Below are 17492 nucleotides of genomic sequence, written 5' to 3'. Positions count from 1 at the left end.
TATTCTTGCAGGCAGGCGCAGACGCACCCGCCTGGCGGCGTTGCAGGTTGTAAAGAGTGCAAACGAAAAAAGGGCGCCTGAACTTCAAGCGCCTTTGTCGGTGGTCAGAGGTCGACCACCAGGTCCGAGGTCGGGCGGCTGCAGCACAGCAACCGCAGGCCCTTGTCGATTTCACGCTGGCGGATTCCGCCGTTGTGCTTCATCTCGACGCTGCCCTCCAGCAGTGCGGTTTTGCAGGTACCACAAACCCCCTGGCTGCAGGACGAGGGCACCACGGCGCCGGCCTGCTTGGCAGCAGCCAGCACGGTCTGGTCGGCGCGCATGGTGAAGGTCTTGCCCGAGCGGGCCAGGCGTACCGTGAAGGTGTCCAGCGCCTGGCCCGGGGCAACCGGGGCGGCTTCAGGCTCTGCTTCGGCGCTGATGTCGAAGCTTTCCTGGTGGTAGCGGGCCAGGTCGAAACCGGCGTTGACCAACAGTGCCTTGGTCGCGTCCATGTAGCCTTTGGGGCCACAGGTGAACACGGCGCGGTCCTTGAAGTCGGGGATCTCGCGTTGCAGCACTTCCAGCGAAAGGCGCCCGAGCGGGCCATGCCAGTCGGGCTCGTCGCCCAGGCTTTCGCAGAAGAACAGGGTGCGCAGCTGCGGCATGTCACGTTCCAGCCGCGCCAGTTCTTCGCGGAAGATGATGTCCTTCGGCGTGCGGGCACTGTGCACGAAGACAATATCCAGGTCTGCGTGCAGATCGGCAGCGGCGCGGGTCATGGCCATCAGCGGGGTCACCCCGGAGCCGGCGGACAGGTATAGCAACTTGCGCGCCGGGCCGGCTACCGGGGTGAACACGCCGGCCGGGCCAGAGGCGGCCAGCGCGTGGCCTGGGCGCAGGTTGTCGTGCAGCCAGTTGGAGACCGTGCCGCCCGGTACCCGCTTGACCGTGATCGAAAAGGTGAACGGCCGGGTTGGCGTGGAAGACAGGGTGTAGCAGCGCGACACGCCGGCCCCGTCGATCACCGGCGACACGGTCAGGAACTGCCCGGGTTCGTAGGCCAGGGCGTGGTAGGCCGGGCTGTGGAAGGTAAAGGTCTTCACGTCGTGGGTTTCGTCCACCACGCTCAGGCATTCAATGCGCCGGCTTTCGCCGCTGGCCCACTGAGCGCCATGGGCGGCCCAGTGGTCGCTGTCGGTGAAGCGCTGGTCGGCGCGCAGGCCGGCGATGTTGTGCAGTGCGGTCATGGCCTTCAAACCCCGTGTGCGGCGAGGCGCGAGGTGTACCAGCGGGCGAACTGGTCCACGTACGGCTCGGTGAAAGTGGAGTAGGGGCCCGGCACAAAGGCAGGGTCCTGGGTGCCACTGTGGGTGATGGCGACCAGTGCGGCATCCTGCTGGGTGGTGGCCACCCACACTTCGGTCAAGCGCTGCAGGTCGTAGTCCACGCCTTCCACGGCGTCGCGGTGCACCAGCCATTTGGTGCGTACCAAGGTACGCTCCGGCGACAGCGGGATGATCCAGCTGATCATGGCGTGGTCGCTCATCACGTGAGCCCAGGCGTTGTTGCCCCACAGGTGGGTGTCACCGAGGTCGCGGCGGGTGAGGTTGCCCAGCAACTTGCTGCAGGCCACCTTGGTGTCGAGGGTTTGCGACTCGCCGGCGCCGGCGATGATCATGCGCTGGGTGCGGAACTGGGTGGGCGAACTGTCCTGCAAGTGCTCGACGGTCTCGTACAGCAGGCCGGCGTTGGCCCAGTCGGCTTCGATACCGGCCTTGCGCACCTGGTAGGCGTCATAGGAGGCACGCGCATCGTCGCTCATTTCTTCCAGGCTGACACCGAGGTCTTCGGACTGGTAGGAAACGATCAGCTCCGGGTGGGTGCCCGCGCAGTGGTAGCACTCGCGGTTGTTTTCCATCACCAGCTTCCAGTTGCCGTTCTCGATGTAGTCCAGCTCGTAGGCGATGCGCGTGTTGGTCAGGTCGAACGGGGCGAAGCGTGGCCCCATGACCTCTTCGAGGTCGTTGATGTCCTCGGGGGGGTTGTCGCTGAGGCACACCAGCACGTGAGTGCCGATGACCTTGCAGTGCACCGGGATCAGGCTGCGGCACTTGGGGTCGAAGCCCTTGCCCATGTGGCTGGCGTGTTTGAGGCTGCCGTCGAGGTCGTAGGTCCACTGGTGGTAGGGGCACACCAGCATGCCAACGGTGGACTTGCCCGGTTCTTTCAGCCGTGCGCCGCGGTGGCGGCAAACGTTGCGGTAGGCACGGATCTGTTCGTCATCGTCGCGCAGGATCAGCACCGAAGCCTTGCCGATATCCACGGTAAACACGTCACCGGGTTCGTCGACATCGGCCGTGACCGCCACCTGAATCCAGTGTTTGTTGAAGAAGACATCCATGTCGGTGTCGAAGACATCCTGGCGGCTGTACAACTCGCCAGGCATGCCGAAGCCCGGTTGGCGCGCATCGACAAGTTCGCGATGGGATTTAGTAAGTGGGCTGCTCATTGTTGTCCTCAGGCACTTTTATTTTTAATTAACCAAGCCATGTGCGGCGAATTATTAAAGTGAGCCCAAAGAGCGTCAATGCGCTTAATTTTCCACTTCCCATTACCTGTAGTTATGCAGCCGTACACGCCGGGCTTTGCAGCCAGTGGGCGATTGCCCGGGTGTGCGCCAGTGCCGGCCGACCATGCGGCACGACGATGTAGTAGGACTCACGGGTGCGCACGGTGAACGGCTCCAGCCGCACCAGTGCCCCGGTACTCAGCAGGTGCTCCACCAGCCGGCCCCAGCCCAGGGCGATACCGTAGCCGGCCAGGGCCGCATTGATGGCGTCGGTGTACAGGCTGCAGCGCAGGTTGTAGCGCGGCGCGGCCGGCGCCAGGCCCAGTTCGCGGAACCAGCTTGGCCAGTCGACCCAGCCCTCGGTGGTGGAATCGGCATCCAGCAGGCCGGCAGCGGCAAGCTCCTCAAGGGAGGACGGCATGTTGTTACGGGCCAGCCAAGCCGGTGCGCAGACCGGGAAAACTTCCTCTTCAAACAACAAGATAGCTTCGCCATCGTCCCACTGGCCGTTGCCGTAGCGCACGTCCAGGTCGTAATCGCGCTTGCGCAGATCGCCGGTAAACATCTGCGTGGCCAGGCGCAGTTGCACTTGCGGCAGGGCGTCGGCCAAGGCGTTCAGGCGGGGCATGATGCGCAGCTGCGAGAACGGTGCGGTGGAGCCCAGCACGATCTCCTGGTGGTGGCTGATGTGGGTGATCTGGTCGAACGCGCTGGCCACCCGTTGCAGGGATTCGGAGATGCTGGCGAACAGAATCTCGCCGCCCTCGGTCAGGTGGATGCTGCGGTGCGAGCGATGGAACAGCAGCGCCCCGAGGTTTTCCTCCAGGGCCTTGATCTGCTTGCTGACTGCCGCCTGGGTGACACCCAGTTCAATGGCGGCCTGGGTGAAACTGTTAAGCCGGGCAACGGCTTCGAATTGCAGCAGGGCGGTCATTGAAGGGATGATTCTTCGATAACCCTTTTGTTGGGCGGCGCCTGTTTGGACTGTCATTATATTCCAGACACGGTTGTGGGCAGGGCGAGTAATACGACCTGCCTGGATATTGTTATTTTGAGAGTGCGCAACTGGGTGGTTATTTCATGATGCACAGTTGCCTGTTAGCGGGATATTACAGATATGACAGTTAATAGTAATACTTGAAGAGCACGCAACCTGTGTAGGAGCGGCTTTAGCCGCGAACACCGGCGCAGCCGGTGCCATGCACCGCGTTGAATTCTTCGCGGCTAAAGCCGCTCCCACAGGGTGCGCGGCGCGGCCCGAAGAGTCGGGTGATTTCCCATAGGGGGCGCAATAAGGCTTCAATCCGTGAGCGTGGGCACGAACATCCCCGTCTTCACGTTGCTCATCGACACCAGCGTCTTGAACCGCTTGACGTTGTTGTTCTCGAAAAACAGCTCACGGGTCAGCTGGGTGTACTGCTCCATGTGCCGCACCAGCATGATCAGCACGAAATCGCATTCCCCGGCTACGTAGTAGCACTGCTGCACCTGCGGGCAGGCGAGGAAGCTGCGCTTCATCTCGTCCAGCAGGTCCAGCCGCTCGTTCTCCACCTCCACCTCGGTGATCACGGTCAGCGTGTAGCCCAGCTGTTCCGCATTCACCTGCGCCACGGTGCCGCGAATCACGCCGTCGGCGGCCATCTTCTTCAAGCGCCGGTTGACGGCCGCCGAGGACAGGTTGACCTGAGCGCCCAGGTCCAGCTGCGAAGTACGGGCGTCGCGCTGCACGGCATCGAGCAGGGCCAGGTCGAAGTGATCGAGGGGCATGTACGGGTCTCCGTTGTTCAACAGCGCCAAATGCCAGAAAAGCGTAATAGAAGTGCATGCAAAGGCTAAAAATCAAGATTTTCGTACGAAGCAAGCGAATAAAATTCTCCCATGAACAAAAACACCGGTGTGCAGCCATGGCTGTGCCCCCAGGGAGAAACGGTTGATGAATGCGAGTACCCCACTGCAACTGAACGGCCCTTTGCTGCTGCAGCAAATCCGTGCACTCGGGCAGGTAGGTGCCGACGCCACCCACGGCGGGCGCACCCGGATCGCGCTGACCGATGCCGAAAAGGCCGGGCGCGACCTGCTGGTCGGCTGGATGCGCGAGCTGGACCTTGATGTGCAGGTCGACCGTATCGGCAATATCTTCTGTACCTTGCGCGCAGCGGGTGACAGCGGCGACCTGCGGCCGCTGATGATGGGCTCGCACATCGACACCGTTACCAACGCCGGTGCCCTGGATGGCTGCTACGGCGTGCTGGCTGGGCTGGCAGTGATCCGCGCCTACCGTGATGCCGGGCGCTTACCCGAGCGTTCGATCACCGTCGGCGCTTTTACCAACGAGGAGGGTGTGCGCTACCAGCCGGACATGATGGGCTCATTGGTATATGCCGGCGGGCTGCCGCTGCAGCAGGCCCTCGACACCCTCGGCACCGATGGTACGCGCCTTGGCGACGAGCTGGCGCGCATCGGTTATGCCGGCACGCTGGAGCCAGGCGCTATTGTGCCGCACGAATACCTCGAACTGCACATCGAGCAGGGGCCGATTCTTGAAGCCGAGAACACCCTGATTGGCGTGGTCGAGAACCTGCAGGGTATATCCTGGCAGCAGGTGGAGGTGAAAGGCCATGCCAACCATGCCGGCACCACACCGACCCACCTGCGCCATGACGCAGGCTTTGTCGCCAGCGCCATCGTCGCCGAGCTGCGCGCCATGGCCGTGGATTCCGGCACCACCCTGGCCACGGTCGGCTGCATGCAGTTCGAGCCGAATGTGATCAACGTGATCCCGCGCAAGGCCACCTTCACCGTCGACCTGCGCGACCCCGACGAAGCGTGCCTGGCCTACGCCGAAAACCGTCTGGGCCAATACCTGGAGGCGCTCGCCGAGCGCGAAGGGGTCAGCATCAGCACAGAGCGCCTGGTGCGCTTCGAGCCGGTGATCTTCGATGCCGGCCTGGCCGATGCCATCGAAGCCTCGGCGCAACGTTTCGGCTTCAGTCACCGGCGCATGACCTCTGGCGCCGGCCACGACGCGCAAATGATCGCCCGCATCGCCCCGGCGGCGATGATCTTCGTGCCCAGCCAGGGCGGCATCAGCCACAACCCTCGTGAGCATACCGATGACCACCAGCTGATCCAGGGCGCACAGGTGCTGCTGGATGTGGTGAGCCGCCGCTTGACCCACGCCTGATCCCCACTGAAACGCCCCGCCCGCTGCAGCCCGGCTGCAGCGGTAAGGGCTTCCTGTTGCCTGTAGAAAGGAGTGCCGCATGTTTGTTTCCAACCCCAAGGCTGGCCGGCAGCCTTACCCGCAAGCGCTGCAAGCGGTGATGAGCATCACCAAGGCCGAGGAGAGCCGCCAGTGGCTGACCGGCTGGGCGCGGCTGAATATCGGGGCCACGCCGCTGTACACGTTGCCCGACCTGGCCGCCGAACTGGGTGTTGCCCAGCTCTCGGTCAAGGACGAATCGGTACGTTCGGAACTGGGCAGCTTCAAGGCCCTGGGTGCGCCGATTGCCTTGGTTCGCCTGATCCTGCGCACGTTCCCCGAACAGCAATTCGACCCGCGCGGCTTGTTGGAGGGCCGCTATGCCGACCTGCTGGGCCATTTCACTGTAATCAGCGCCACCGATGGTAACCATGGCAAGGGCCTGGCGGCGGCTGCGCAAAGCATTGGCTGCCGTTGCGTGATCGTGCTGCACGCCAACGTCAGCATCGAGCGCGAGCAAGCCATTGCCGCTTATGGGGCTAAGATCGTACGCATTGCCGGCAATTACGACGAGTCGGTCGAGCACGCCGCCGAGTTGGCGGGCGGCAACGGCTGGACCGTGGTTTCCGATACTTCCTATGAAGGCTACGAGGTGATCCCGCGTGACGTGATGCAGGGCTACGGCACCATCGCCGCGGAAATCATTGAAGCCACCGCTGGGCAGCCGCCATTCACCCACGTGTTCCTGCAGGGCGGGGTAGGTGGCCTGGCGGCCGGCATCGTCAGCTACCTGTGGGAGCACTACGGTGAGCAGCGCCCGCTGTTCGTCATGGTCGAGCCCGAGCAGGCAGACTGCCTGTACCAGAGCGCCTTGCTCGGCAAGCCGGCCAAGGCGACTGGCTCGGTGGACTCGGTGATGGCCGGCCTGGCCTGTGGCGAGACCTCGCCATTGGCCTGGCGCTTCCTTGAGCCGAGCGTCGATTACTTCATGACCATTACCGACGACCAGGCCGTCGCCGCCATGCGCCGCCTGGCGGCCGGCAGCGCCGGCGATATTCCATTGGTGGCCGGTGAGTCCAGCGTCGCCGGCCTGGCCGGGCTGGTCCAATTGGTCAAGGGTGCCGGCGCAGCCACGGACCTGGGCCTCGACGGCAATGCCCGCGTCCTGTTCATCAGTACCGAAGGCGCCACCGCCCCAGGCGTCTACGCCGAACTGCTGGGCGAGCCGGCCGCTTCGGTGCTGGCCCGCCAGTGCGTCTGGGCACGCGCCTGACCCACACCCCAGGGCCGGACAAAACCCCGGCTCGCTGGTGGGCTTTCTGGCGGCCTGGGCCAACTGGATCTCGATCGTTTCGGTGATTCCCATCGAAGCGATCGCCTCATGCCGGGTAGGCGGTAATGGTGCGGAGGGTGATGCGGGGGCTACGCCGCTGCATAATGCGTCGTATGATTTCAATGATGCGATCCTGGCGACCGGGGCCCGCTATTTTGCCGAGGTGGTGCGGCTTAGCCTGCCGCGTTGATCATCGATTTTGATGACCTGACGCGTCCCCCTGGAGCGGCCTTGTATCGCGATAGGGCCGCAACGCTGCCCCAATTTTTCTGCTTTGATGCACAAATCGCCGGGGCTGCTTTGCAGCCCAATCGCGACACAAGGCCGCTCCTACAAGGGGTCGTGTGCCAAACCTGCTTCTGGGTCAATGCCCGCCCTTCATCCGCCGCGCCACCAGGTAGATACCCAACCCAACCAGCGCGGTCGCAGCGCCAATGTACCCGGTGCTGGTCCAGCCCATCCCCGCCGTAATCGCCATACCACCCAGCCACGGCCCCAAAGCATTGGCCAGGTTGAACGCCGCATGGTTCGACGCAGCCGCCAGGCTCGGTGCTTCATGGGCAATGTCCATCAAGCGGATCTGCAGCGGCGCTGCCAAGGCAATCATGGTGCCGACCAGGCCGATGCCCAGCAGCAAGCTCCACAGCGCCTGTGCGGCAAAGGTGAAGAACAGCAGCACGGCAATCGACCACACCAACACCAACCCCACGGCGCGGAACTGCAGGCGGTCGAACAGCTTGCCACCAGCAATGTTGCCGACGATGCCGCCCACGCCAAACGCCGCCAGGCCGAACGGAATCCACTGCGGCGACACCTGGGTCACCTGCAGCATGGTCGGCGCCAGGTAGCTGAACACGCAGAACATGCCGGCAAAGCCGATCGAGGCGATGGCCAGTGCCATCCACACCTGGGGCAGGGTGAAGGCTTGCAGCTCCTTGCGAGGGTCGCTGCGCGCCTCATCGTGGCGCTGTGGTACGAAGCGCCAGACCATGGCGATGGTGCACAAGGCGATCAGGCCCACCAGCACGAATGCCGAGCGCCAGCCAAAGTACTGGCCCAGGAAGGTCGCGACCGGGTTGCCGAGCAACATGGCCAAGGTCAGGCCCATCATCACCCGGGCAACGGCACCGGCGCGCTGGTCCTTGGCCACCATGCTCGATGCCACTACCGCGGCAATGCCAAAGTAGGCGCCGTGGGGCAGGCCGCTGATGAAGCGGAAGGCGACCAGGCCGCTGAACGAGGGGGCGAAGGCGGTGGCCAGGTTGCCCAGGGCATACAGCAGCATCAATAGCAGCAGCATGTGCTTGCGCAGCAGCTTGGCACCGAGAATCGCCAGTGTCGGGGCGCCGACCATCACCCCCAACGCATAGGCACTGATGGCGTGGCCCACCTGGGGCTCGCTCAATTGCAGGTTGCTTGCGATGTCGGGCATCAGGCCCATGATGGCGAATTCGCCGGTGCCGATGGCAAAGCTGCCCAGCGCCATGGCGGCTTCCATCTTGGCGACGGTGCTTTTACTGGGGAGAGGGGGTAGTTCCTGGACTGACATCGGGATCCTTATTGAAACATGCTGAAACGTTCAAGGCGGGATCATAGTCAATCTGTGACTGCAACGTCGAGGAAGCTGACCGGCTTCCTCGCGTGTTGACCAGGGTCAGGCGGTTTCTGCCACGGGGTTGGCGAAAGCCTCTGGAGCGGCCTGAACACGGGACTGCAACTGGTCCACGTAGGCTTGGGCGCGGTGGATGTCGGAGAACGACACGGGGTGCCCGTCGATGATGACCTTGCAGCCTGCGTCCTGCTCATTGCGTACGATTTCGATCTTCATGCCTGCTCCTTGATGTTGTTCTGGCGCGGGCGAGGGTAACTTAATTAGTTGCCTAATGAAAATGAAATAACCGCTCTAGCAAGCTGTTTACAGCCTTTTTCTAGAGCGAGTACAGGCCCTTGTAGGAGCGGCCTTGTGTCGCGATCGGGCCGCATGGCGGCCCCTGCGATATCAGCTTGATGCGCAAATCCTGGGGGCGCTACGCACCCCCGTTCGCGACACAAGGCCGCTCCTACAATGCTCTCCATCACTTGGCTGGAGCACAAATGTACTCCGCCCGGTTTCCACGGCAGTTTCCAGCCATAAAATCCTGGCGTTTCAATTTTGCGCTGGCGCCGCAAGTTGAAAGGTTCATGGGTTCTAAGCTAATCATGCTTATTCGGCATTACCGCACCATCAGCGAAGCCCACGGCAAGGAGTAACAGCATGAACATCCTCAACGCACGCCTGCGCGGCAAGCCTGGCTTGTTCCGCATCGAACTGAACGGCGAGCGCATAGCCGCCATCGTGCCTCAGGCCGATGTGTTGGTGCCGGGCGCTGCCCATGACCTGGATGCCGGGCAGAACCTGGTGGTGGCACCTTTTGTCGAGCCGCATATCCACCTGGACGCCACGCTGACTGCCGGTGAACCGAAGTGGAACATGAGCGGCACCCTGTTCGAAGGCATCGAGCGGTGGGCCGAGCGCAAGGAAATCACCACCCACGACGACATCAAGAGCCGTGCGAAAAGGACCATCGGCATGCTGGTGGACCACGGCATCCAGCATGTGCGCACGCATGTCGATGTGACTGACCCGAAGCTCACGGCGCTCAAGGCCATGGTCGAGGTGCGTGACGAAGTACGCGAGCTGGTCGACCTGCAAATCGTTGCCTTCCCGCAGGAAGGTATCGAGTCGTACGCCAACGGCCGGGCGCTGATGACCGAAGCGGTGGCGATTGGCGCCGATGTGGTCGGCGGTATTCCACATTTCGAGAACACCCGTGACCAGGGTGTATCGTCGGTGAAGTTCCTTATGGACCTGGCCGAGCGCAGCGGCTGCCTGGTTGACGTGCATTGCGACGAAACCGACGACCCGCAGTCGCGCTTCCTTGAAGTACTGGCCGAAGAAGCCCGGGTACGCGGCATGGGTGCCCGGGTGACGGCCAGCCATACCGTGGCCATGGGCTCGTACGACAATGCCTACTGCTACAAGCTGTTCCGCCTGCTCAAGCTGTCGGGCATCAATTTTGTGTCGTGCCCGACCGAGAGCATTCACCTGCAGGGGCGCTTCGACAACTACCCGAAACGCCGCGGCGTTACCCGTGTGGCCGAAATCGACCGCGCCGGGATGAACGTGTGCTTTGGTCAGGACTCCATCGTCGACCCGTGGTACCCACTGGGCAATGGCAACATCCTGCGCATTCTCGAAGCCGGCCTGCATATCTGCCACATGCTTGGCTACGACGACCTGCAGCGTTGCCTGGACCTGATCACCGACAACAGCGCCCGCACCCTGAACCTGGGCGAGCGCTATGGCATCGAGGTGGGGCGGCCGGCGAACCTGTTGTTGCTGTCGGCGCCGGATGATTACGAGATGGCGCGCAGCCAGGGGCATGCATTGGTGTCGGTGCGCAACGGCAAGGTGCTGATGCGCAGGACGCCAGCCGTGGTTGAGCGCATGACGCACTGACGCCAAGCACCCTTCAGATCCATTCAGCGCCCCGCCGGCCTTGAGCCTGGCGGGGCGCTTTGCTGTGGGCGGTACGCTTTGCGCTGCGCTTATTCGACGCTATCAGCCTATCAGATGCGATAAGCCGTGATTATTTAACCTTAGGAAATGTTTGCAGCTGCCATTTGTTATCTTCATAATTGGTACGTAATTACATGTTACATAACACAGTACAAAATCGTAGGAGCAAGCATGGCCCGGGGCGGTATCAACAAGGTTGTAGTGCAACAGGCGCGTCAGGCGCTGATTGCCCGGGGCGAGAACCCCAGCATCGATGCCATACGTATCGAGCTGGGCAATACCGGTTCCAAGACCACGATTCACCGCTACCTGAAGGAGTTGAACGGTCAGCAGCCTGTAGCGTCGGAAGGCGGCGCGGCGCTGAGCGATGTGCTGAGCCGTTTGGTAGGGCAACTGGCAACCCAACTGCAGGACGAAGCCGACCTGACGATCGAGCAGGCCGAAAGCACCTTCACCCAGCAGCGCGAACAGCTGGAAGCGCAGCTGGCCCTCGCCCAGCAGGCATTGGCCGCAGCGCACCAGCAACACCAGATAGACGTGGCCGCGCTGGCCGCCGAGTCGGAAAAACTGCTCTCCACCCAAAGTACGCTGCAGGCCGAACAGCTGCGCAGTGCCAGCCTCAACCAGTCGCTAGGTGAGTTGCAGGTGCGCCTGGCCGACAAGGACGAGCAAGTAAAGTCACTGGAGGACAAGCATCGCCATGCCCGCGATGCCTTGGAGCACTACCGCAGCGCCAGCCGCGAACAGCGTGAACAGGAACAACGCCGCCATGAAGCGCAGCTGCAGCAGATGCAGGTAGAAGTGCGCCAACTGCAGCAAGGCATGATCATCAAGCAGGACGAGCTGACCCGCCTGCACCGCGATAACGAGCGCTTGCTGGGTGAACACCGCCAGGCCGCCAGCGAATGCCGGGCCCAGGACGAGTTGCTGGAACAACGTGATGCGCAGATTCAGGGCTTGCGCACGATCCTGGCCCAGGCCCAGGGCGCCAGCGAGGAAATGCGCCGGCAGCTGGACGTGCAGGCGCAGAGCCTGGAAGACAGGCGCGACTTGTGTGCTGAACAGGCGCGGCAATTGCAGCGCTTCGAGGAGCAGCTAAAGGAACGTGACGAGGCGTTGGCGCAGTGCAAGGCACAGGTGGCTGAAGCTGCAGATTAATCAAACTTTTCCGGGCCAGCGTTTTCTTCCCTAGACACTCACGGGAGATGACGCCATGCCTGAATCACGACCACCGCACAAAGAAGGGCCGCACTCGTCCGAGCAGGCCGATAAACAGAATGACCTGGGATTCGACCCGGACTCGCCGGATGTCGATGACCCACAGGTCGACCCGCAAGGGCCGGCCAAGCCGCCCAGAGACATCGAGAAAAAGAGGTAAATCCGGGGCTGCCATGCAGCCCATCGCTGGCAAGCCAGCGCCCACAGGGGTAGCGCATGGCTTGCCGGCGATAAGGCCGGGGCTGGCAACTTTTAGCGCTCGGCTTGCCTGGCTGCTTCCACACCCGCCGCCGACAGCTTGATCGGGTAGCTCACACTGATCTGGTGATCACTGTTTACCTCCACACTGCCATCCTGGATCAAGCCGGCTTCCTGCAATGTCTTGAGCATTCCGGCCACCGCTTTCTCACCGCGATAGTTGTCCAGCACTTCCTTGCCCAGCCCCTCAGGGTGCGCGTGCAACAGCCGGGTTAGCACTTCGGTTTTCAATGCATCGTTACTCATCTCGGGCCTCACTTGCCATGCTTGGCCTGAAGCGCCTTGGCATGCTCCAGGTGCTGTTCGAGTTTGGGCAGGGTTTCACTGGCAAAGGCCTTCAACTCGGCCTTGTCGGACGATGCAGCCTCTTTCTTGAACAGCTCCACCGCTTTTTCGTGGGCGTCGACCTGGTTGTTGATGTACGACTTGTCGAACGATTCATCGCGCCATTCCAGGATCATTTTCTTGACCTTGTCGGTCATTGCCGCGTCATCGGGCACGGAAATGTCCAGCTTGCGGGCGATGTCGCCGAGTTTCTGGTTGGCCTTGGTGTGGTCAGTGACCATTTGCTGGGCGAATGTCTTGATCTCGGCATGCTGGCTTTTTTCCTGGGCCAGGTTGCCGGTGACCACTTCGGCGATGCCGGCTTCGGTTGCCGCGTCGACGAAGTCATCGGAGCTCGCTGCCATTGCGTGCACCGACGCCAAACCCAACACCATGGAAAAACCAACGCGTTTGATGAAGAGACTGCTCATGCTTCACTCCTTAACCTTGACGCGACGTCAGTGTCGCGTACGGTTGAGGGGCAGGGCGGGGCAAAGGTTTAATCTTTTTCGCCGTTGGTTTTGCCGGTGCTGCGCTGAACTATAGTGAAAGGCGGCGAATGCGGTATGGCTAGGGATTCCAATGTGCGCAGCCAGGAAACAGGATGATGACGGGCTTCTCGCGGTAACCAGCGAAGGCCGCGCCGTGGCGCTGTTTCGCCTGGTGCTGGCGTTCATGCTGGTGGTGATGCTGGCCTTTGTAATGGTGGAAGGCTGGCGCATCTGGCGCGACTACCGGCACGCCTACAGCAATGCCGAGAACATGGTCAGCAACCTGGCCCGAGCCACAGCGCAACATGCCGAAGACGCCATCCGCCAGGTCGATGCCATCACCGCAGCCTTGGCCGAGCGCCTGGAAGGCGATGGTTTCGAGCACATCAACCGGCCGCGCCTGCATGCCTTGCTGGCCCAGCAGAAAAGCATCATGCCGCAGCTGCACGGGTTGTTCGTGTATGGCCCGGATGGCAGCTGGATCGTTACTGACCAGGCGGTAATTCCACCCAATGCCAACAATGGCGACCGAGACTACTTTGTCTACCACCGCGACCACACGGACCGCGGGGTGCGCATAGGCTCGGTGGTGCGCAGCCGCTCCACGGGTGACCTGATCATCCCCATTTCCCGCCGCCTGGAGTACGCCGACGGCAGCTTCGCTGGCGTATTGCTGGGCACCATCAAAGTGGAGTGGTTCGTACGCTACTACGGCGACTTCAAGATTGACGAACGCGGCGCACTGGTGCTGGCCAAGCGTGACGGCACCATCCTGGTACGTCGCCCGTTCGTGGAGCAGGTGGTAGGCCGCAGCCTGGCCAACAGCGATATCTTTCGCAAGTACCTGCCGTACGCCCCCGAAGGAGTGGCTGAGGCGGTCGCGGTAGTCGATGGCACGCCACGCCTATATGGCTACCGAGCACTGTCGAGCTACCCGCTGGTAGTGGAAGCAGGCTTGTCGCGCGAATCGATCGTCGCACCCTGGCGGCACGATGCGATCAAGTCGGTAGCGGTACTGCTGCTCTTGCTGGTGGGGCTGGCCGCCTTCGGCAGTGTGGTGCTGCGCCAGTTGCGCGAACGCATTGTCATCGAGCGGGCGCTGCACCAGGCACACCAGACGCTGAAGGCGCTGGCCTTGACTGACAGCCTGACCGGGCTGGGTAACCGTCGGCGGCTGGACGCGGTATTCGAGCCGGAGCTGCGACGGGCGCGGCGCCAGGGTTATCCGCTGGCCCTGGTGATGCTCGACCTGGATTACTTCAAGGCCTACAACGACCGTTATGGGCACCCGGCGGGCGACCAGTGCTTGCGGCGCTTTGCCGAGGTATTGCAACAAGCGCTGAAACGGCCAGCAGACCTGGCTGTGCGCTACGGGGGCGAGGAGTTCACGTTGTTGCTGCCCGATACCGATAGCCGAGGGGCAGAGCTGCTGGTGCAGGAGCTGCAGCAACTGTTGCGACGGCAGCTGCTGGAGCATGCCGGCAGCCCATTGGGGCGGGTGTCGTTCAGTGCCGGGATTGCAGTGGGCGACCTGGCGCGGGACGAGGTGACTGCAGAAGGCCTGATGGCGGCGGCGGATGGGGCGCTGTACCAGGCCAAAAGGCAGGGGCGGGACGGGTATTGTGTGGCGGGGAGTGTGGTGGCGGGCGTAGACCAGTAAACCTTGCATCGCCTGAACTGGCCCTATCGCCGGCAAGCCAGCTCCCACAGGTAAGGTGCAGATATCAAATTCGGCGCCAACCCTGTGGGGGCTGGCTTGTCGTGGCGACGAACCGCGTCGATGGGCTGCATGGCGGCCCCGGGATCGAAGGACCAACACGATAGCGCATGGCACAACGCCCGTTGAGACCGTGGGCATGCTCGCTAGCCAGAATGCCCCGCAGCCGCTCACTCAGCAGCCCCTCTTCGATCACTTCAAAAAAACATGACGATAGCTTCATCGGCATCAGGCATGCACCCGGTCACACCTGCATGGAAAAAAAACTGGGTAGCCGGTACCCTTGCGCCTTCCTTTGCCATCACCCGGACCGTTCCATGCTGTTCAATCTCGCCGTATTGTTCGGCACCCTGGTGGCCATGGAGGGCGTTGGCACGCTGGCTCACAAGTACATCATGCATGGCTGGGGCTGGTGGCTGCACCGCTCGCACCATGAGCCACAGCTCGGCATGCTCGAAACCAACGACTTGTACCTGGTGGCCCTGGGGCTGATCGCCACGGCTTTGGTGGCCCTGGGCAAGAGTGGTTACGCGCCATTGCAGTGGGTGGGCGGTGGCGTGGCCGGGTACGGGGCGCTGTATGTGCTGGCCCACGATGGCTTTTTTCACCGGCACTGGCCGCTTAAGCCACGGCCGGTCAATCGCTATCTCAAGCGTTTGCATCGGGCGCACCGCTTGCATCATGCGGTGAAGGGGCGCACCGGCAGTGTGTCGTTCGGGTTTTTCTATGCGCCGCCGTTGAAGGTGTTGAAGCAGCAGCTGCGCAGCAAGCGCAACCAGTTGTGACAGCCTGATCGTGCCTCTTCGCGGGTAAACAAACCCGCTCCCACAGGGATAGAGGTACCTGTGGGAGCGGGTTCACCCGCGAAGAGGCCATCAGCCTTAATTCACTGTTTCACCTTTAGGCTGAACCGCCACATGCCCACGGCTCACCCACCAGCCAAACCCCGCTGCGGTAAAGAACATGATCAGGCTGTATAGCGCCGCCGGCACCGCCATGGTCGCGTTGTTCAGTAGCGAGGGGCTTAACGCCAGGGCAATCGCCAACGTCCCGTTGTGAATACCGATCTCCATGCCAATGGCAATCGCCTGGCGCTTGGGGATGTTCAGCAAGCGCGGCACCCAGTAACCCACGGCCAGGCTCAGCAGGTTGAACAGCAGCGCAGCCAGCCCCACCACCGGTGCGTACTCGACCACGGTCTGCCAGTCCTTGGCCAGGGCCAGGACGATGGTAAACGCCAGGAACAGCGCTGCCACCAGCTTCATCGGCTTTGCCATGCGTGCAGCGAACGCGGCTGCGAAATGGCGAATCAGCATGCCCAGCGCCACCGGCAGCAGCACAATGGCGAACACCTGCATGACCTTGGCAAACTGCAATGGGATGGCTTGGTCCGAGGCCATGAACCAGCTCAGCGACAAGTTGACCAGCAACGGCATGGTCAGGATCGCGATCAGCGAGTTGACCGCCGTCAGGGTGATGTTCAACGCCACGTCGCCGTGGGCCAGGTGGCTGAACAGGTTGGCCGTGGTACCGCCCGGCGACGCGGCCAGCAGCATCAAACCCACCGCCAGGGCCGACTCCAGGCCAAAGCCGTTGGCGATCAGAAAGCACACCAGTGGCAGCAGCAGGATCTGACAGGCCAGGCCCACCACCACGGGCTTGGGGTACTTCACCACGCGCGCGAAGTCGGCCAGGGTCAGTGACAACCCGAGGCCAAGCATGATGATGCCCAAGGCCAGCGGTAGAAAGGCGGTAAGCAGGGGCGAGGCGGTCATGGGCGGTCTCTCGGGCGAAGGATCTGCAGGAGTGTAGGTCGGCCCGGATTGATGGCTAAATGCAAACAGCCAGCTCTTGGTAACCGTTTGTTACCAAGCGCAGCGGCTGGCAAGGCTGCATGCCGCGTTGCAGTAGGCCTGCAGGCGCAGTAGCATTCCTTTTTTTACCGAGGATTAGCCTGATGCCGTTCCAGCCAGGTCTGCTTGCCACCCCGGTGCCGGCCCACGCCCGTCACCTGTTCTTCACCCTGCAGTCGCCCGAGGCGTTGCCTGCTGCCCTGGATGCCTTGCTGCCACAAGTCGACGGCGACCAACTGATCCTGGGTATCGGAGCCCCGCTGGCCAAGGCCCTGGGCCGTGAAGTGCCAGGCCTGCGCGCGTTCCCGCAGCTGGATGCTGCAGTGGAGAACCCGAGCACCCAGCACGCCCTGTGGTTGTGGCTGCGCGGCAACGAACGTGGCGACCTGCTGCTACGTGCCCAGGCGCTGGAGCAGGCGCTGGCACCGGCCCTGCGCCTGGCCGACAGCGTTGATGGCTTCCTGCACCGTGGCGGCCATGACCTGACTGGCTACGAAGACGGCACCGAAAACCCGGTGGACGAAGACGCCGTGCAAGCGGCCATTGCCACCGACGGCTCCAGTTTTGCTGCGTTCCAACTGTGGAAGCACGACCTGGAGTACTTCAAGTCGCTGCCCCAGGCTGACCAGGACAACATCATCGGCCGCCGCCTGAGCGACAACGAAGAACTCGACGACGCCCCCGAGTCTGCGCATGTCAAGCGCACCGCCCAGGAAAGCTTCGAACCCGAGGCGTTCATGGTCCGGCGTTCGGTGGCCTGGGCCGACCAGCGCGGTGCGGGCCTGGCCTTCGTCGCCCTGGGCCACAGCTTCGATGCATTCGAAGTACAGCTGCGCCGTATGAGCGGCCTGGAAGACGGCATCATCGACGGCCTGTACCGCTTCAGCCGGCCACTGACCGGTGGCTACTACTGGTGCCCGCCAATGGGCGAGACCGGTGTCGACCTGAGCCCGCTGCTGCAGGCCTGATCACTAAACATCCAGATA

General features: G+C 62.7%; 18 protein-coding genes and 1 pseudogene. 9 read left to right on the top strand and 10 right to left on the bottom strand.

Annotation, left to right across the window (positions count from 1 at the left end):
* Positions 1-104: 104 nt before the first annotated feature.
* The 4 genes from ACIP1G_RS03315 to ACIP1G_RS03300 all read right to left on the bottom strand — a co-directional run bounded on the left by ACIP1G_RS03315 (position 105) and on the right by ACIP1G_RS03300 (position 4318).
* Positions 105-1229 (bottom strand): FAD-binding oxidoreductase, encoded by a 1125-nt coding sequence (locus tag ACIP1G_RS03315; protein WP_400733690.1) that lies wholly within the window; start codon positions 1227-1229, stop codon positions 105-107.
* 5 nt (positions 1230-1234) lie between these two features.
* A complete protein-coding gene (locus ACIP1G_RS03310) occupies positions 1235-2491 on the bottom strand; it encodes an SRPBCC family protein (protein WP_400733687.1) in 1257 nt (418 codons plus the stop codon).
* A 112-nt stretch (positions 2492-2603) separates the two neighbouring features.
* Entirely contained in the window at positions 2604-3485 is an 882-nt protein-coding gene (locus ACIP1G_RS03305; RefSeq protein ID WP_400733685.1) for a LysR substrate-binding domain-containing protein, read from the bottom strand.
* A gap of 365 nt (positions 3486-3850) precedes the next feature.
* Positions 3851-4318 carry an Lrp/AsnC family transcriptional regulator gene (locus ACIP1G_RS03300; protein WP_400733682.1) on the bottom strand — a complete coding sequence of 156 codons (468 nt, stop codon included), beginning with the start codon at positions 4316-4318 and terminating at the stop codon, positions 3851-3853.
* A 166-nt stretch (positions 4319-4484) separates the two neighbouring features.
* On the opposite strand from ACIP1G_RS03300, the gene ACIP1G_RS03295 reads away from it, so the two are divergent.
* From ACIP1G_RS03295 to ACIP1G_RS03285, 3 genes are all read left to right on the top strand, one after another.
* On the top strand, positions 4485-5735 hold the full coding sequence (locus ACIP1G_RS03295; protein ID WP_400733679.1) for a Zn-dependent hydrolase: 1251 nt from the start codon (positions 4485-4487) through the stop codon (positions 5733-5735).
* Positions 5736-5814: 79 nt separating this feature from the next.
* Positions 5815-7026, top strand: a complete 1212-nt coding sequence (locus ACIP1G_RS03290) for a diaminopropionate ammonia-lyase (RefSeq protein WP_400733676.1) — start codon at positions 5815-5817, stop codon at positions 7024-7026.
* Positions 7027-7063: 37 nt separating this feature from the next.
* The gene (locus ACIP1G_RS03285; protein WP_400733673.1) at positions 7064-7276 is read left to right on the top strand and encodes a hypothetical protein; all 213 of its coding nucleotides are present in this window, start codon (positions 7064-7066) and stop codon (positions 7274-7276) included.
* Positions 7277-7450: 174 nt separating this feature from the next.
* Here ACIP1G_RS03285 and ACIP1G_RS03280 read toward each other — a convergent pair whose 3' ends face one another.
* Positions 7451-8635, bottom strand: a complete 1185-nt coding sequence (locus ACIP1G_RS03280; protein ID WP_400733670.1) for an MFS transporter — start codon at positions 8633-8635, stop codon at positions 7451-7453.
* A gap of 105 nt (positions 8636-8740) precedes the next feature.
* On the bottom strand, positions 8741-8914 hold the full coding sequence (locus ACIP1G_RS03275; RefSeq protein ID WP_400733668.1) for a hypothetical protein: 174 nt from the start codon (positions 8912-8914) through the stop codon (positions 8741-8743).
* A 426-nt stretch (positions 8915-9340) separates the two neighbouring features.
* On the opposite strand from ACIP1G_RS03275, the gene codA reads away from it, so the two are divergent.
* The 3 genes from codA (at position 9341) to ACIP1G_RS03260 (ending at position 12023) form a co-directional block, all read left to right on the top strand.
* Positions 9341-10585: a cytosine deaminase gene (gene codA, locus ACIP1G_RS03270; RefSeq protein WP_400733665.1), complete on the top strand. Its 1245-nt coding sequence runs from the start codon at positions 9341-9343 to the stop codon at positions 10583-10585.
* A gap of 231 nt (positions 10586-10816) precedes the next feature.
* Positions 10817-11803 (top strand): DNA-binding protein, encoded by a 987-nt coding sequence (locus ACIP1G_RS03265; RefSeq protein WP_400733662.1) that lies wholly within the window; start codon positions 10817-10819, stop codon positions 11801-11803.
* 55 nt (positions 11804-11858) lie between these two features.
* A complete protein-coding gene (locus ACIP1G_RS03260; protein ID WP_400733660.1) occupies positions 11859-12023 on the top strand; it encodes a DUF6021 family protein in 165 nt (54 codons plus the stop codon).
* A gap of 92 nt (positions 12024-12115) precedes the next feature.
* Here the strand turns inward: ACIP1G_RS03260 and ACIP1G_RS03255 are convergent, their stop codons facing one another.
* Positions 12116-12367, bottom strand: coding sequence for a hypothetical protein (locus tag ACIP1G_RS03255; protein WP_400733657.1), 252 nt, complete (start codon positions 12365-12367; stop codon positions 12116-12118).
* 8 nt (positions 12368-12375) lie between these two features.
* Positions 12376-12876 carry a DUF4142 domain-containing protein gene (locus ACIP1G_RS03250; protein WP_400733654.1) on the bottom strand — a complete coding sequence of 167 codons (501 nt, stop codon included), beginning with the start codon at positions 12874-12876 and terminating at the stop codon, positions 12376-12378.
* Between the two features lie 151 nt (positions 12877-13027).
* Between ACIP1G_RS03250 and ACIP1G_RS03245 the strand changes: the two genes are divergently transcribed.
* Complete coding sequence (locus ACIP1G_RS03245) at positions 13028-14596, top strand: diguanylate cyclase (protein WP_400733651.1); 1569 nt, start codon at positions 13028-13030, stop codon at positions 14594-14596.
* A 154-nt stretch (positions 14597-14750) separates the two neighbouring features.
* Here the strand turns inward: ACIP1G_RS03245 and ACIP1G_RS03240 are convergent.
* Positions 14751-14855 (bottom strand): annotated as a pseudogene (locus ACIP1G_RS03240) (N-acetyltransferase); the annotation flags it as partial.
* Positions 14856-14970: 115 nt separating this feature from the next.
* Between ACIP1G_RS03240 and ACIP1G_RS03235 the strand changes: the two are divergent.
* Positions 14971-15438, top strand: a complete 468-nt coding sequence (locus ACIP1G_RS03235) for a sterol desaturase family protein (protein ID WP_400733649.1) — start codon at positions 14971-14973, stop codon at positions 15436-15438.
* A 96-nt stretch (positions 15439-15534) separates the two neighbouring features.
* Here the strand turns inward: ACIP1G_RS03235 and ACIP1G_RS03230 are convergent, their stop codons facing one another.
* Entirely contained in the window at positions 15535-16428 is an 894-nt protein-coding gene (locus ACIP1G_RS03230; RefSeq protein WP_400733646.1) for a bile acid:sodium symporter family protein, read from the bottom strand.
* 182 nt (positions 16429-16610) lie between these two features.
* Here ACIP1G_RS03230 and ACIP1G_RS03225 point away from each other — a divergent pair, with 182 nt between their 5' ends.
* A complete protein-coding gene (locus ACIP1G_RS03225) occupies positions 16611-17474 on the top strand; it encodes a Dyp-type peroxidase (protein ID WP_400733643.1) in 864 nt (287 codons plus the stop codon).
* The last annotated feature ends 18 nt before the right edge of the window (positions 17475-17492 follow it).

Origin of the sequence: Pseudomonas sp. NPDC089392 (genome assembly GCF_044749595.1) — a bacterium.
Classification (GTDB): Bacteria; Pseudomonadota; Gammaproteobacteria; order Pseudomonadales; family Pseudomonadaceae; genus Aquipseudomonas.
Note: the sequence above shows the minus strand (reverse complement) of the source record. Positions and strands in the feature narration are given on the sequence as shown.

Bases quoted from the DNA above. Each gene is read 5' to 3' on its own strand.
- ACIP1G_RS03230 (WP_400733646.1), bottom strand. From the start codon at position 16,428: ATGACCGCCTCGCCCCTGCTTACCGCCTTTCTACCGCTGGCCTTGGGC.
- ACIP1G_RS03315 (WP_400733690.1), bottom strand. From the start codon at position 1,229: ATGACCGCACTGCACAACATCGCCGGCCTGCGCGCCGACCAGCGCTTC.
- ACIP1G_RS03280 (WP_400733670.1), bottom strand. From the start codon at position 8,635: ATGTCAGTCCAGGAACTACCCCCTCTCCCCAGTAAAAGCACCGTCGCC.
- ACIP1G_RS03250 (WP_400733654.1), bottom strand. From the start codon at position 12,876: ATGAGCAGTCTCTTCATCAAACGCGTTGGTTTTTCCATGGTGTTGGGT.
- ACIP1G_RS03265 (WP_400733662.1), top strand. From the start codon at position 10,817: ATGGCCCGGGGCGGTATCAACAAGGTTGTAGTGCAACAGGCGCGTCAG.
- ACIP1G_RS03290 (WP_400733676.1), top strand. From the start codon at position 5,815: ATGTTTGTTTCCAACCCCAAGGCTGGCCGGCAGCCTTACCCGCAAGCG.
- ACIP1G_RS03225 (WP_400733643.1), top strand. From the start codon at position 16,611: ATGCCGTTCCAGCCAGGTCTGCTTGCCACCCCGGTGCCGGCCCACGCC.
- ACIP1G_RS03235 (WP_400733649.1), top strand. From the start codon at position 14,971: ATGCTGTTCAATCTCGCCGTATTGTTCGGCACCCTGGTGGCCATGGAG.
- ACIP1G_RS03260 (WP_400733660.1), top strand. From the start codon at position 11,859: ATGCCTGAATCACGACCACCGCACAAAGAAGGGCCGCACTCGTCCGAG.
- ACIP1G_RS03245 (WP_400733651.1), top strand. From the start codon at position 13,028: ATGTGCGCAGCCAGGAAACAGGATGATGACGGGCTTCTCGCGGTAACC.
- codA (WP_400733665.1), top strand. From the start codon at position 9,341: ATGAACATCCTCAACGCACGCCTGCGCGGCAAGCCTGGCTTGTTCCGC.
- ACIP1G_RS03300 (WP_400733682.1), bottom strand. From the start codon at position 4,318: ATGCCCCTCGATCACTTCGACCTGGCCCTGCTCGATGCCGTGCAGCGC.
- ACIP1G_RS03310 (WP_400733687.1), bottom strand. From the start codon at position 2,491: ATGAGCAGCCCACTTACTAAATCCCATCGCGAACTTGTCGATGCGCGC.
- ACIP1G_RS03295 (WP_400733679.1), top strand. From the start codon at position 4,485: ATGAATGCGAGTACCCCACTGCAACTGAACGGCCCTTTGCTGCTGCAG.
- ACIP1G_RS03255 (WP_400733657.1), bottom strand. From the start codon at position 12,367: ATGAGTAACGATGCATTGAAAACCGAAGTGCTAACCCGGCTGTTGCAC.
- ACIP1G_RS03275 (WP_400733668.1), bottom strand. From the start codon at position 8,914: ATGAAGATCGAAATCGTACGCAATGAGCAGGACGCAGGCTGCAAGGTC.
- ACIP1G_RS03305 (WP_400733685.1), bottom strand. From the start codon at position 3,485: ATGACCGCCCTGCTGCAATTCGAAGCCGTTGCCCGGCTTAACAGTTTC.